Raw genomic sequence first — 14,020 nt, forward strand, 5'->3', positions numbered from 1 at the left:
CACAAATCCTAGCAAAGCGCGCAATAGATGAAAAGCCACAGAAAATCCCGAGTTATGTGGTTCTGCCAAACCCATGCATTCGTTTGGCCCATTGCAGCGCAATGAATGCACCCTTAACGCGGGGTAAGAAATAGAGCGCGAATGCAACAAACAAGATGGAAAATCCAACGCTCATTACCAATGGTTCGGGTTCGTATCTTTCAAATACAAAAACCATCATTGGCCCCAACAAATGCGCGGATAATAATATGGTCACATATGCTGGGCCATCATCGGCGCGATGGTGGTGTAATTCTTCGCCACACACAGGGCAGGCATCGCGTACCTTTAGAAAACCATCCATAATGCTCCCTGTTCCACAATTGGGGCACAGGCGTTTCCAACCACGTTTTACCGCTGGCTTAACCGGGCGTTCATTTGACATTGGTTTTCTCGATCGTTGTTTGTGTGATCATTGTATATGGGAAATGGGGGGCATGCGCAGTGGGACAACCTGTCTTGCGGCGGGATGTCGCAAATTTTTTGTTTTTCTTGCGACGGAAGTTTCGCATTTGCGCGTTTTACACTTGAAGCGCACGAAATGGCGCTGAGTAAACCTATGGAGCAGTAAATGAAAAATTATATGACCACGGCAATGATTGCAGCAATTATCACAACAAGCGCAAGCTTGGCATTTGCACCAATCGCATCCGCCAAAGAGGGACCAGCACGTCACGGCATGGCATTTGAAACATTGGATGCAGACAAAGATGGTTTTGTAACCGAACAGGAATTGGTTGCACATAAGACCGTTCGCTTTAACGAAATTGATGCAAACAAAGACGGCGGAATTACTCAAGAAGAAATGGGTGAACACATGAAGGCCCGTTTTGAAGAGCGTGCCGCGCGAAAGAAAGATTCTGAACGTGCTGAAAAAGCAGCCGATCCAGAACGCGCTCAAAAACGTTTGGGTCGGATGTTTCGTGCCATGGATGAAAATACCGATGGTAAAATCGTGATCAGCGAATTGAGCGGGCCAGAGGCCAGCGCGGTTGTTGAACGTCTGGACACGGACAAAGACGGCAAAATTTCAAAGGCTGAAATGGACGCTGCAAAGAAGATGCGCAAAGGCAATAAAGCAGGCAAGCGTCATTCACACGACTAATCTTTGGCAAGCCAGAGGGAATTCTCTCTGGCTTGTCCAACAAGGGGTAATGGGTTAGGCAAAAGGAATATGATGGCCTTTGATGCAACAAATGAAATAAGCGATGACGCGCTCATGGTTCTGTATGCCAATGGGGATGAGCAGGCGGCGCATCTGTTGGCATCGCGCCATGTTTCGCGTGTTTTGGCGTTGGCCTATCGGATGCTAAATGATCGCACCGAAGCAGATGACGTTGCCCAAGATGCGATGTTGCGATTGTGGAAAATAGCACCCAAATGGCGCCAAGGAGAGGCAAAAGTTTCCACATGGTTATATCGCGTGGCGTCCAATCTTTGTACGGACCGGTTGCGAAAACGCCGTGGGACAGGGCTTGATGATGTGCCAGAGGTCGAAGACGACGCCCCATCTGTTGAGGCTGATATCATGGCACGTGATCGCGCGACCGCGTTGCGCAATGCCTTGCAACAATTGCCAGAACGGCAACGGCTGGCGGTGACATTGCGCCATATCGAAGAATTGGCAAACCCAGAGATTGCCGAAATCATGGGGATCAGCGTCGAAGCTGTTGAAAGCCTAACAGCGAGGGGCAAACGTGGTTTGGCAGAAATTTTGTCAGATCAAAAAAGTAAGATTGGATTAGCGACATGAAACCAAGTCAAAATGAAAAAGATGCATTTTTGAACGATTTTTTCGACGCGGAAAAATCCGCTTCGCCCATTGTTGGGGATGAATTGATCAATGCCATTTTGGACGATGCCAAGACCGCGCAATTGCCCAAATCGGCGATTGCCCCAACAATCGATGGGCCCAATATTTGGGAACAGATCGCCAATGCATTTGGCGGTTGGCGCGTCGCGGCCGCTTTGGCCACCTGTGTTTGTATGGGTGTTGGGCTTGGTTACACCAGCTCAATTTCCGAAGTGATCGGAACAGATTATGCCGTTGCCGGCGAAGAAGAATTTGAACTTGGCCTGAGCGGCCTGTTCGACGTAGCAGAATTGTAAGGTGGGGTGATTATGGAAAATCAAATCAAACAAAACAGAAATTGGAAAAAATATCTGTTGATTGGTTCTGTTGGGCTGAATCTGGTCTTTGCAGGATTGATTGCGGGGGCGGCTATCAAAGGCCCGCCAAAACATCATTCGTCTGTTTCTGTTGCGAATATGCGTGCGGTCATGATGGCATTACCCGAAGATAAACGTAAAGAACTGCGTGCAAATTTCGAACAAAACAAAGAGAAAAACAAATTTGACCGCGTTCAATTTCGTGCTGCGAAAGAGGACATCACCAATGCGATAGAGGCGGTTCCTTTTAATCGCAGCGTTTTGGAAAATGCGCTTAACCAACAGCAAAACTTGGTTTCTGTTGCCGCGCAATCCAGCAGCCAAGCATTTGTCGAAGTGATCGCAAATATGACGGATGATGAACGCGCGACATTTTCAAAAAACATGCGTGAACTTCGCAACAAGTCCAAGCGCAACAAAGACAAATAATCAAACTTTGCAAAAATGAAATTGATCACGCCCGTGTTTTTTCGATTGGAACAATGCCGCATCGGCGCGAGATATTAAACTGTCCTTGGTTTCGCGCCCATCGTGAATTGCAATGCCAATGCTGGCAGTAACGTGAAGCCGTTTTTCCAATTTATCAGAAACAAATTCCACCGTTCGAATTTTATCCAATATTCGTTGGGCGATTGTTTGTGCGGTGGGTAAAAAGCAATCGGGAAGCATGATTAAAAATTCTTCGCCACCAATGCGCATGATCATATCTGCGCTGCGCACACTGTTTTTCAATACATCGCCAAGTTCGTTTAAAATTTGATCACCAATGACGTGCCCATGTGTGTCATTCAGTGTTTTGAAATTGTCCAAATCCAACATCATTACCGCCAACGGTTTGGTTTTCGCATTTGGTTTGTGCATCAGGTGGGATAAATATTTCATCCCATAGCGCCGATTATAAAGACCGGTCAGGGAATCCATTTTTGCTTCTTGCACATGGTTGGATAAAATTTCGCGTGTTGATGATTTGCGTTTGGTAAAATGAACGATTGATTGCACGCGCAAGCCAAGCCGCGCAAGATTTTCAGAACCACAAGAATATTCCGACAATCCCAATCGTACCGCCATCGCATGAGATTGCGCATTGGCATGTTCAAAAACCACCAAGACAGGTATTGCGGTTTCCTTGATCAAAGCGTTTATTTTCCACACGATCGCATGATCGGATCGGAACAATTTATCCAAAAACGGAATGATAATCACATCGGCACATGCAATGTCTTTCATCAAAGAAGTTGGTGTATTGTTTATTGAGACACGTTTGGTTTTGCACCGCGACAGGGATGCCGCGATTTGATCGCAAAATAATGACCCATCATCAAGAATATGAACGTTTAAATTCTTTTTGGCATGTTGAAATGCGCTGGGCGTCGTTTCAGAAAATCCAACCAATTCAGCCGCGTGAAGATGGATTAAACTCGCGTCCAACTCTGCTTTGCGCCGATACAGCGTGCGAATGCGTTGGATCAAATATGTTTTATCCAGTGCCATTGAAATGAGGTCGTCCGCACCACAATCTTCTGCCAACACCCAATTTTGAGGCTTTGTATCGTTGATGATAATGACGGGAATATCACTGGTGTCTGGGTTTGATTTTATGGTGCGACAAACATCATATCCGGTGGTTGTTGCAAACCGTTGTGATAACAAAACCACATCCGCGCGGCGCTTTAAGATTGTATCACAAATGCCATCGGGGCACCCGATGAGACAAAGATCAAAATATTCTTTGGACAGCAGCATTTTTAACGCGATACGGTTTGTCACAATCGGATCAGCGACAAGTATTTTTCCAGGCATTTCGATCATTCCACGCTAAAAGTTATGGTGAATTGAACGCTTTTTCTGTTAACGAAAGATTTACAATTTTAGGAAAATTTAAGGAATGCAAATGGCCATGAACAAAGACCGTGCCGAAACAATTGCTTTGCAATGCTTGGAGTGGCTGGTGGGGAATGATGAATTGCTGCCTGTGTTTCTGGGGGCCACGGGCGCATCGGCGCAAGATCTGCGTGATGGTGCGGATCAACCTGCGTTTTTGGGAGCGGTTTTGGATTTTTTATTGATGGATGATAATTTTGTGCGTGATTTTTGTATGGCACAGAACCTTGAGCCTGAATTGCCATTTATGGCGCGCCAAATGCTGCCTGGTGGGGACATCCCCAATTGGACCTAAAGTTGAGAAAAATCGCGTTCTTCACCATCGAGCAGCTTGTTCAAGATATTTTCAAGCTGTTCCAATTCCACGGGTGATAATTTTTCGCGAAACCATTTTCCGATAAATGCCACGCGCGGAATGGCTTGGTTTAAAATGCCCTGCGCTTTGGTGGTCAGCGTAACATTTGTGCTTCGCTTATCGCCAAGCCCACCTGTGCGTACGATCAATCCTTCTGCCTCCATCTGGCGCAGGGTGCGCGATGCGGCGGTGCGATTGATTCCGATAAATTCCGCAATTTGTGATGGCTGGTGAAGCTTTTCTTCGCCAACGGCAACCAGAACGCACCATTTCATCCGCGTCAGTCCAAGCTTTTGTAGCTCGTTTTCAAGCCTGCGCGAATTTGTTTGGCCGATCATCGTAAACCGATAGCCAAATCCAGTTTGTAAGTTATAGCGTTTTGCATTCGACATAGTTCGCAATGTTAATTAACTTGTGCGCACTGTCAAACCCAATCGCGAAAGTTTCGAACATGTCACAGCCCAAAATCAAGGCCGTTCTTTTTGACAAAGACGGAACCTTATTTGATTTCAATGCCACTTGGGCGGCGTGGTGCAAAAATGTGATTTCATTACTCGCACCTGATGATTTACCCCGCCAAATACGTTTGGGAAAATCTTGTGGGTTTGATGTGGAAACAATGGCGTTTGAAACAGGTTCGATCATCGTGAATGGAACAGCAGAGGAAACTGTTGCTGCATGGCTTGGCGCGGATGATGCGCTGACGTTTGAAATGATTGAACAGATCGGGCGGGTTGAATTTGAAAAATTGCTGGCTGTACCAGTAAAAGAGTTGGTGCAAACCTTGCAAGGATTGAAATCATCAGGCTATGCATTGGGTGTTGCAACGAATGATTTGGAAGAAAATGCCATCAAACAATTGCGTGACGCAGGTATTTTCGAAATTTTTGATTTCGTTGCTGGGTGCAATAGCGGGTTTGGCGGCAAACCTGATCCGGGCATGATATTTGGATTTGCCGAGGCGGTTGGTATTCCAGCAAACGCCATTGCCATGGTCGGTGACAGCACACATGATCTTCACGCTGGTGATGCCGCGGGATGTTATCGCGTAGGCGTGTTAACCGGCCCAGCGGTGCGCGATGAAATTGAACATGCCGCCGATATTGTGTTGAACGACATTTCCGAATTGCCAGCGCATTTGGCAATTTAGCGTAAATTTCGCCAAGTCAGACGTTCAAACGTCGCTTCTGCGCATTTTTTGTTCTTGTGCTTGCTAAGCTGTTGGAAAACAGCGGAGGTTCACGTGGCATTACGAAAAAGAGGCGGTGGGCGTGCGGGCAATCAACGTCGCGCGATAAAAACGGCGATTGAACAAATGCCGTTTCGCCAACCCATCAACATAGATCGCCCGACCGAGCCATTGGACAAAGATGGCATTCAAGCCATTCACAATGGTGCAATGGACATTCTGGAAAACATCGGCATTCAATTTATGAACCCAGAGGCGCTTGCAATTTTGCGCAAATTTGGATGCGCGGTGGATGGTGAAAACGTACGCATGGGGCGCGATATGGTGATGGAAATGGTTGCCAAGGCACCATCTGAATTTACCATAACCCCGCGCAATCCCGCCCATCAAATTACACTTGGTGGCAATCACATGGCGTTTGTGAATGTATCGTCGCCCCCAAACATGTGGGATCTGGAACGTGGCAAACGACCAGGTGACATGAACGGGTTTCGCGACTTCATGAAGCTGACGCAATATTTCAACTGTATCCATGTGGCGGGGGGCTATCCTGTGGAACCCGTGGATGTTCATGCATCGGTGCGCCATTTGGATTGCTTGTTTGAAAAGCTCACACTCACAGACAAAGTTGTTCATGCCTATTCATTGGGCAAAGAACGGGTCGAAGATGTGATGGAAATGGTGCGTATCGCGGGTGGGCTTTCTCATGATGAATTTGACGAAACTCCGCGCATGTATACGAATATCAATTCGGTTTCGCCGCTGAAACATGATTATCCTATGCTTGATGGCACCATGCGCCTTGCGCGTCGGGGGCAACCCATTGTGGTGACACCATTTACCTTGGCGGGCGCAATGGCGCCGGTAACAATGGCAGGGGCAGTAACACTTTCATTGGCCGAAGGTTTGGCCGCGATTGTTTTGATCCAGATTATCCGCGCAGGTTGCCCATGTTTGATTGGCACATTTACATCGAACGTTGATATGAAATCAGGCGCACCAGCATTTGGAACACCTGAATATATCCGCGCAACCCAAATGACGGGACAGATGGCGCGGTTTTACGGTTTACCCATGCGTTCATCTGGGGTGTGTGCGGCCAATGTCCCTGATGGTCAGGCCATGTGGGAAACGTCAAATTCATTATGGGCGGCGGTGCAGTCGGGTACAAATTTGGTTTATCACGCGGCAGGTTGGCTTGAAGGTGGTTTAATCGCCAGCCCCGAAAAATTTGTGATGGATTGCGAAGTTTTGCAACACATTCAACGTTATTTTGATCCATCAATCACCGCAACAACACCCGATGACATTGCCATTGATGCCATCCGCGAGGTCGGTCACGCACCTGGCGCGAATTTTTTCGCGATCGACCATACCCAAGATCGGTATGAAACCGCGTTTTACGCCCCATTTGCATCTGACTGGCGAAATTACGAGGCTTGGGAACTGGATGGCGGCGTGTGGACCGCAGAGCGCGCGCATAAAATATACAAAGACATCATAAATGAATTTACGCCCCCACCGATGGACAGCGCGATAAAAGAGGAATTATCCGCATTCGTGGCGCGGCGCAAATCAGAAGGCGGAGCTCCAACCGACTTTTAACCACAGTCTTTGTATCAAATTTGAAATTTCATCAATTTGTTAACCATTCTTCGCAATAGTTGCCCAAAGCGAGAAGGATTGGTTGTGCATGGAATTTTGAATCGGGGATTGCAGTGTTTTATTCGCGATATTTATGGCGGACAGGCGTGGAATCAGGTGCGCGAAACCGTTGGGCTAACGTTTTGTAATTTTGAAACGATGCTCACCTATGAAGATATGATTACCGAACAAATGATTGCATCTATTTGTGACACGACACGACGCAATCGTCACGAAATATTAGAAGATTTTGGAACATATCTGGTTTCCGAACATAGCCCGCCTTCGGTTCTAAAGTTATTACGATTGGGCGGTGAAACCTTTGTTGATTTTTTATACTCGCTCGAAGATGTAAATGATCGGGTTCACATCGCGATCCCAGAATTGGATCTGCCGCGTTTCACATTGTTTGAATTCAACACCAAACGATTTCAATTGAAAAGCGAATTTCATCATACTGGATACGGCGCCATTTTTCTTGGGCTTTTATGCGCGATGGCGGATCATTATCAAACATTGGTATCGATTTCGCGGCGCAATGAATTCATTGCCGGGCAAACATGTGATCTGTTTGATATTGAAATTCATCAACAAGACTGGGCCGCAGAAAAATCACCGCGCAATGCAATGGTGACATATGATGCCTGAAGCCGTGATAAACCTTGGTCAAAATGACCTCGCGCGTTTAATGCCGATGTATGTGATCGTTGGCACCGATGGGAAAATTCGCGATGCGGGCCCGTTGCTTCGAAAGGTGTTGAAAGGCACGCGATTTCGGGGACGACATTTCATGACTTTGTTCGAATTTCATCGGCCGCAAGGGTTTGGTGAATTTGATCAGATTGAATCTCTGATCGACACCAAGGTTTTGGTGAACACACGTTGTAATCGGTTGCGTAAAATGGCCTGTGTATTGGCGCCATTGCCTATGGGCGATGGTTATTTGTTGAATTTCAATCTTGGGATCGGACTGGAACAAATTGTTGATCAGCAAAATCTGGTTGCAACTGATTTTGCACCAACAGACGTCAGCATTGATTTGCTGTATATGATCGAAATGCAAAAGGCCGTGTTGGGGGCGGCGCAGGGGTTAAACCACCAACTTCACGGGGCCAAAATCGAGGCCGAGGAATTGGCAATTACTGATCCGTTGACCGGTCTTGGAAATCGTCGGGCATTGATGCGGTTCGTGCGTCGGTTGCTTTCACGTGAATTGGCAAAAAACTTTGCTGTGATCTTGATGGATTTGGATCATTTCAAGGCTGTAAACGATAGCTTTGGTCACGCCGCGGGTGACTATGTGTTGAAAACGGTTGCCAACCGATTGCGTTCTGAAACGCGCCCATTGGACATGGTCGCGCGATTGGGGGGGGATGAATTTGTGATGGTTTTGCCAAATTTTGGCAATGTCAAAACCTTGGAGTCATTTTTCGATCGTATCATTCGAAAAATATCCGAGCCGATTCAATTCAAACAGGACAATTGTCAAATCGGAATCAGCTTGGGTGCCATCGTAACCAATGGTGATCAATTTGATTCCATAGATCAGATTTTGTCAGTTTCAGATACCGCGCTATATGAATCCAAAAATCAGGGGCGGGGACGATTTACAATTGTTTCGCACTGATACGAACAAACTGACGCTGTGATCGAATTTTGGGAAATGGTACCAGCGCCCCGGCTCGAACGGGGGGCCTCTTGATCCACAATCAAGCGCTCTAACCTACTGAGCTACGCCGGCACTGGGCGTTCAATTAGCGATCCTCGCAAAGGATTGCAAGCCTTGATCGACCTCTTGCATGAAACTTCTCTTATTGTTAGCGAGTTTTATAAAAAGGAGAATAAGATGGGTATCAATACACCAAGCGATGTCGAGGCGAATTTGCAAATTGGGCCAACCACGGATGGTATGGTGCGGTTGTTCATTTTGGGCGAAGCATTTGAAATTCCAATGGATTTTGACCCTGAAGAGGCAGAAGAAATCGCCGAAGAAATCAAGGCAGCCGCAGCGCAGGCGCGGAACGTTAAAGGTGCAAAATAGACTAGATTCGCGGATCAATTTGTTGATGAAGCCGCTGCGCCGCGCAGCGGGCAAAATTCAAAATCAATTTTTTTCGCCGCGCTGGGTTTAACTTTGTAATGGGTGCTGGTCGATTGATTGCCGCACCATACGAATCTGCGAAAATTAACCCTTGATCCGATGGCAATATATCGGTGGGAAAATCTGGTGGCGTGGCAAAATAAAACTGATCGCACCAATCGATATATCCCTGCCATTTATTGTCGGATGTGAAATCAGCACGGCTTGATTTACATTCCACAATCCAAATGTCACCTTTTGGAGTGATTGCCATCACATCGACGCGCAATCTACGAGTTGGCGTCAATTCGGTAATACTGGCGAAATTCATTTCACCAAATAAGCGCTGAACGCCTCGCGCCAAAAGTTGCCCAGCCTGAAGTTCGTGTTCCATACCGAACTGTATCGTTCACGCGAGTTTTTGGTCAAGTTTGCTAGATCACACCAATTGCCTGGAGACGATCAAAACAGCGTTGAGTATAGCGTTGTGCACAATATCGGGTTTGGATTTCCCGTTGTCCACGAAATGCGCGTTGTTTCGCCAAATCATAATCAGTGTATATCTGTTGCAACGATTTTGCGATCGCATCGGGTGAAATATCCGCCCATTGTGCGTTTTGCGTAGGATAAATGGCATGATTTTTGGGAACATCAATCATCGGCGCAACAATTGGATAGCTATTGTCATAGTTGCAAAAATCCTGCGTGCCACCATAATTGGTGACAATCAACGGTTTTGCCAGTGCCAACGCATAGGCGGCAAAATATCCAAAACCTTCGCCTCTGTGGGGGGAAATCAAACAGTCAGCGCTGGCGAGCAATCGGAAATAATTGGCTTGGGTCAAAATTGATTCACAGATTTTTATCCGACTGTCCAAAAATGCGATACGGCGAATTTGTCCGAATTGATTGTTGGGATCACCCCAATGATCCGACTGTGTTTTGGTTGTTTTTATGATGAACTCACAATCAGGAAAACGACGACGTGGGAATGCCTTTTGAAACGCATAAACTGCGGCGATTGGGTTTTTGCGTTCCACCGAAGAATGAAAATCAAATGCAGTTAAGCATCTGAATTTATCCCCGTCGCGCTGACGTGTTTTTGACAAAACGTCCAGCATATCAAGCTCTGGCATGGATTTTCCCATCAGCTGTATATTCACAGACGTTTGGTGGGCATAAAGGTCAGCGACAAATTTGCTTGGGACCCACAATTCGTCGAGCATATCAATGCCAAGGTGATGGATGTCGGGAATGCGTGATAATTCCCAAAGGGGAAACCCGATTTGATAGATGTCATTGCGCCGCGCCAATTCCGGCGTGATCAGTTGGAGCGGAACACGCTCTGCGTTGACATGATGTATCAATACATTTCGTTTTGGGCTGATCGTGTTTCGCTGGTGGGTGGGGGCATCTGTATGTGGTTGAAATGTATCGATTGTTTCAAATTTTAATCCAATCGTATCGAGCGCATTTTGCGTCATGCGCAAATTCGCCGCCAGACCGGAACACCCCGTTGTGATACCATTGATGACAAGCTTGTGCGTTGTTTTGGAAACGGTATTTGGTGTTTGTGGGTGAGCAAAGTTTAAATTTGGGCGTATTTTTGCATCAAACCATTGAACCAAGCGTATGTCGCGCCAAAGCATATCTGCGCCACTTGATTGTGAATGCGCACCACATAACATTGCGAAAAATAGCATTAACCCCGTTGGGCCATGCGCATGTTTTTTGAGCGTGAACAATTCCTGCAATCGGTGGGGAAGCGCGTCGAAATCAGATTTTCCGCTTAAAAACGCGTTGATTTCATCACAATATGGCACCCTAAAAAATTGAGAACGCGGTTTTGTTGAACTTTCAATGCTCTGCGGTATCCATTTTGTGGGAACCTTTGAACGCGCGTTTATTTGATACCAGCTAATATACGCATTGCGTCCACTGGTTGACGATAGATTGAATTTTGATTGGAGATTAAAAACTTGAAATAAATGCAACATATATCGCGTGATATTTGGATATTGAGTAGGTTGCTGTGCCAATTCAATGGGCGATTTTTTTTCGCGTTGAAATGAAATATCTTCGCATGGCCAAAATTGATTTTTGATACGATGTATCATTTCATGTTCGCAAATTTGCGGTGACAAGGCCAAACGGCACAATGTTGCAAGTTCCGCATCATTTGCATGTGGTGAGCGTAAATGACGTAAAATGTAACGCGGGTTTAATGCGCCCGGTTCAAATTCAAAATTGGCATGTCGGGTAAATTGTTGCAGCGATGTTTGATCTTGTCCAACAGATGATCCAACACTTGATGCCAGATCAGACAATGCGTCAATTTCGTTTGTCGTTGATACATAATGAATGCGTGCCCGTGGTTTTGTAAAAAACATAGATTTCATGAATGTGATGCGCTCACGCGCTGTCCCCACAAAAATCACATCTGTGTTCATGTTTACAAAGCGGCGCATCATCTGAACCATGCGGCGGCGTTCCTTGATCCTTTTCCAAGGGTGATCGCCGGTTAATTCTGGTTCAACAATGCATTTTAAATATATGATAATATGAGAAAAATCAGGTAAGTTTCGTCCCAATTGCGCAAAACTTGTTTCATATTTATGCGGGGTTGCGAAATTGATGTGATATTGCGCAAAATCGCGCTGTACACCCGAAACAGTGGTGACCTTTGCCGCCTTGTTTATTGCGCCAGTAACCAGATTTATTGCGTCCCAATTGGGATTTTCATCGGGCGAAAAATGAGCATAAACCAACAGATTAATTGGGGCGTTTTCTGGCGTATTGGCACGAGCGGAATCATTTGTGTTCAAGGCTGAAAATAATTGATGTTTCATAACAATCCCGCATAAATTTTATTCAGATTTACGCCGAGAAAGTTAACGGGCATTTAATGAAAATTGTCTTTGTCGCGCCCCCTTGTGTAGGTCAAACAGAACGACTATCTTAACGCTTGGCGGGTTCTGCCCTTTTGGTGAGAAGTCCTATTCCAGTGGCCGATAATTTTTTTGAGAGGGAGCTGGCTCTGCGACTGGCCGTGGCCTATCATATCTGGCACCCACCTGGTAATCCAGGCTCTCGGGAATAACCCACTTCCACCTCTGCGATCCTTCGGGAATGCGGGCCCGCCACATTAAAGAAATCGGTCAAAATGAATACATCAGAATTAAAAGCAATGGCGCGCAAGGCGGCCTTTGGCGAACGTAAAATCGCACATGGACAAGGGCTTGATGATGATGCGAATGCACAACTTACGTCATTTTTAAAACAACAAGACCAAGCGCTTGTTATCGCGGCATATATGCCCATCCGAACAGAGGTATCCCCATTGCCCAGCATGAAACGCATGGCAATGCGCGGACGGCGCATTTGTGTGCCAGTCATTATTGGCGAGGGTCAACCGCTGGAATTTCAAGAATGGACACCAGATTGCGACATGATTGATGGCCCCTTTGGCGCATCTGTTCCCAAAAACGGTGCAATTTTAGTCCCCGATGTCATTATCACGCCTTTGGTTGCCTTTGATCCATCGGGTTATCGATTGGGATACGGCGGCGGATTTTATGATCGTTCATTCGCACAGATTGGCGAGCAGAAAAAATTCCAAGCCATCGGTTTTGCTTATAGCGAACAAGAATTGATGATCGTCCCGCGCGAAGAAACCGATTACAAGCTGGATGCAGTGATAACTGAAAAGGGCATCTTGTCCTTTTAACCTGTGCAATATACGCAAGGGGCATGAGATTATTATTCCTTGGTGATGTGATGGGCCGTGCGGGACGTGCGGCGATATCAGAGCGGCTTGCAAATCTTCGCAAAGATTGGCGCTTGGATTTTGTCGTGGTGAACGGCGAAAATGCAACGGGTGGCATGGGGCTTTCTGCTGCACATGCCAAGGTTTTATTGGATGCAGGAGCCGATGTTATCACGCTTGGCGATCATGCGTTTGATCAAAAGGACATGCTTTCGTTTGTTGAAACCGAACCGCGTATCATTCGTCCGCTGAACTATGCCGCGACGGCACCTGGTAAAGGTGCGCGTTTGTATACAGCACAAAACGGCAAAAAGGTTTTTGTGGCACAGGCCTTGGGGCAGGTGTTCATGAAAAAACCATTTGCAGATCCGTTTTCCGCGCTGGATCAAGCGTTAAAGGCCGCACCACTGGGTGGACAAGCGCAAGCCGTCATCGTTGACTTCCACGCCGAGGCAACATCAGAAAAAATGGGTATGGGGCATTGGCTTGATGGGCGCGCATCGCTGGTTGTTGGAACACACACACATGTACCAACGGCGGATACGCAAATACTCACTGGTGGGACGGCGGTACAATCAGATGCGGGTATGTGTGGCGATTATGATAGCGTGATTGGCATGGAAAAATTGGAACCGATGCGCCGATTTGTGACGGGCATGGCCAAAGGGCGATTCACCCCCGCAGGTGGGGATGCAACCCTGTCAGGCGTGTTTGTGGAAACCGATGATAAAACCGGATTGGCAATATCGGTGGCACAGGTGCGCGTTGGTGGGCGGTTACAACAATCTGGGCCGCAATAACCGGTTATTAACAAAGACAATTTAGCGATTAATCATAACGGTACTTGAGCAGTGCCCAAACAGTGTTAAATATGTGTTTAACACGCAAAGGGGCAAT

At 46.7% G+C, this 14,020-nt stretch carries 17 protein-coding genes and 1 tRNA gene; 12 read left to right on the top strand and 6 right to left on the bottom strand.

Going from position 1 to position 14,020, the window contains the following annotated elements:
* Positions 1 to 52: 52 nt before the first annotated feature.
* Positions 53 to 424: a DUF983 domain-containing protein gene (locus BFP76_RS08490; protein WP_099592768.1), complete on the bottom strand. Its 372-nt coding sequence runs from the start codon at positions 422 to 424 to the stop codon at positions 53 to 55.
* Positions 425 to 610: 186 nt separating this feature from the next.
* On the opposite strand from BFP76_RS08490, the gene BFP76_RS08495 reads away from it, so the two are divergent.
* From BFP76_RS08495 to BFP76_RS08510, 4 genes are all read left to right on the top strand, one after another.
* On the top strand, positions 611 to 1,144 hold the full coding sequence (locus tag BFP76_RS08495; protein WP_099592770.1) for an EF-hand domain-containing protein: 534 nt from the start codon (positions 611 to 613) through the stop codon (positions 1,142 to 1,144).
* 72 nt (positions 1,145 to 1,216) lie between these two features.
* Positions 1,217 to 1,792 (top strand): RNA polymerase sigma factor, encoded by a 576-nt coding sequence (locus BFP76_RS08500; RefSeq protein ID WP_099594017.1) that lies wholly within the window; start codon positions 1,217 to 1,219, stop codon positions 1,790 to 1,792.
* Positions 1,789 to 2,148, top strand: coding sequence for a hypothetical protein (locus BFP76_RS08505; RefSeq protein WP_099592772.1), 360 nt, complete (start codon positions 1,789 to 1,791; stop codon positions 2,146 to 2,148). The genes BFP76_RS08500 and BFP76_RS08505 overlap by 4 nt, the downstream gene beginning before the upstream one ends.
* 12 nt (positions 2,149 to 2,160) lie before the next feature.
* A complete protein-coding gene (locus BFP76_RS08510; RefSeq protein WP_099592773.1) occupies positions 2,161 to 2,637 on the top strand; it encodes a periplasmic heavy metal sensor in 477 nt (158 codons plus the stop codon).
* Here the strand turns inward: BFP76_RS08510 and BFP76_RS08515 are convergent, their stop codons facing one another.
* Entirely contained in the window at positions 2,638 to 4,008 is a 1,371-nt protein-coding gene (locus BFP76_RS08515) for a diguanylate cyclase domain-containing protein (RefSeq protein WP_165775688.1), read from the bottom strand.
* 91 nt (positions 4,009 to 4,099) lie between these two features.
* Between BFP76_RS08515 and BFP76_RS08520 the strand changes: the two genes are divergently transcribed.
* Positions 4,100 to 4,384, top strand: a complete 285-nt coding sequence (locus BFP76_RS08520; RefSeq protein WP_099594019.1) for a DUF3572 domain-containing protein — start codon at positions 4,100 to 4,102, stop codon at positions 4,382 to 4,384.
* Here BFP76_RS08520 and BFP76_RS08525 read toward each other — a convergent pair.
* Positions 4,381 to 4,836: a MarR family winged helix-turn-helix transcriptional regulator gene (locus BFP76_RS08525; protein WP_099592778.1), complete on the bottom strand. Its 456-nt coding sequence runs from the start codon at positions 4,834 to 4,836 to the stop codon at positions 4,381 to 4,383. The genes BFP76_RS08520 and BFP76_RS08525 overlap by 4 nt on opposite strands.
* 59 nt (positions 4,837 to 4,895) lie before the next feature.
* Between BFP76_RS08525 and BFP76_RS08530 the strand changes: the two genes are divergently transcribed.
* The 4 genes from BFP76_RS08530 (at position 4,896) to BFP76_RS08545 (ending at position 8,904) form a co-directional block, all read left to right on the top strand.
* A complete protein-coding gene (locus BFP76_RS08530) occupies positions 4,896 to 5,594 on the top strand; it encodes an HAD family hydrolase (protein ID WP_165775689.1) in 699 nt (232 codons plus the stop codon).
* Between the two features lie 93 nt (positions 5,595 to 5,687).
* Positions 5,688 to 7,238 (top strand): trimethylamine methyltransferase family protein, encoded by a 1,551-nt coding sequence (locus BFP76_RS08535; RefSeq protein WP_099592781.1) that lies wholly within the window; start codon positions 5,688 to 5,690, stop codon positions 7,236 to 7,238.
* 84 nt (positions 7,239 to 7,322) lie between these two features.
* Entirely contained in the window at positions 7,323 to 7,925 is a 603-nt protein-coding gene (locus BFP76_RS08540; RefSeq protein WP_165775690.1) for a heme NO-binding domain-containing protein, read from the top strand.
* A complete protein-coding gene (locus BFP76_RS08545; RefSeq protein WP_099592786.1) occupies positions 7,915 to 8,904 on the top strand; it encodes a GGDEF domain-containing protein in 990 nt (329 codons plus the stop codon). The genes BFP76_RS08540 and BFP76_RS08545 overlap by 11 nt, the downstream gene beginning before the upstream one ends.
* A gap of 37 nt (positions 8,905 to 8,941) precedes the next feature.
* Here BFP76_RS08545 and BFP76_RS08550 read toward each other — a convergent pair.
* Positions 8,942 to 9,018 (bottom strand) — tRNA-His (locus BFP76_RS08550).
* A gap of 105 nt (positions 9,019 to 9,123) precedes the next feature.
* Between BFP76_RS08550 and BFP76_RS08555 the strand changes: the two genes are divergently transcribed.
* On the top strand, positions 9,124 to 9,318 hold the full coding sequence (locus tag BFP76_RS08555; RefSeq protein WP_099592789.1) for a DUF6324 family protein: 195 nt from the start codon (positions 9,124 to 9,126) through the stop codon (positions 9,316 to 9,318).
* A 1-nt stretch (position 9,319) separates the two neighbouring features.
* Here BFP76_RS08555 and BFP76_RS08560 read toward each other — a convergent pair whose 3' ends face one another.
* Positions 9,320 to 9,751: an MmcB family DNA repair protein gene (locus BFP76_RS08560; protein ID WP_099592791.1), complete on the bottom strand. Its 432-nt coding sequence runs from the start codon at positions 9,749 to 9,751 to the stop codon at positions 9,320 to 9,322.
* 40 nt (positions 9,752 to 9,791) lie between these two features.
* Positions 9,792 to 12,206, bottom strand: coding sequence for a glycosyltransferase (locus BFP76_RS08565; RefSeq protein WP_099592793.1), 2,415 nt, complete (start codon positions 12,204 to 12,206; stop codon positions 9,792 to 9,794).
* 314 nt (positions 12,207 to 12,520) lie between these two features.
* Between BFP76_RS08565 and BFP76_RS08570 the strand changes: the two genes are divergently transcribed.
* Both BFP76_RS08570 and BFP76_RS08575 read left to right on the top strand, forming a co-directional pair.
* On the top strand, positions 12,521 to 13,084 hold the full coding sequence (locus tag BFP76_RS08570) for a 5-formyltetrahydrofolate cyclo-ligase (protein ID WP_099592795.1): 564 nt from the start codon (positions 12,521 to 12,523) through the stop codon (positions 13,082 to 13,084).
* 23 nt (positions 13,085 to 13,107) lie between these two features.
* Positions 13,108 to 13,923 carry a TIGR00282 family metallophosphoesterase gene (locus tag BFP76_RS08575; RefSeq protein ID WP_099592797.1) on the top strand — a complete coding sequence of 272 codons (816 nt, stop codon included), beginning with the start codon at positions 13,108 to 13,110 and terminating at the stop codon, positions 13,921 to 13,923.
* The last annotated feature ends 97 nt before the right edge of the window (positions 13,924 to 14,020 follow it).

Origin of the sequence: Paramylibacter kogurei, assembly GCF_002742285.1 — a bacterium.
Classification (GTDB): Bacteria; Pseudomonadota; Alphaproteobacteria; order Rhodobacterales; family Rhodobacteraceae; genus Amylibacter; species Amylibacter kogurei.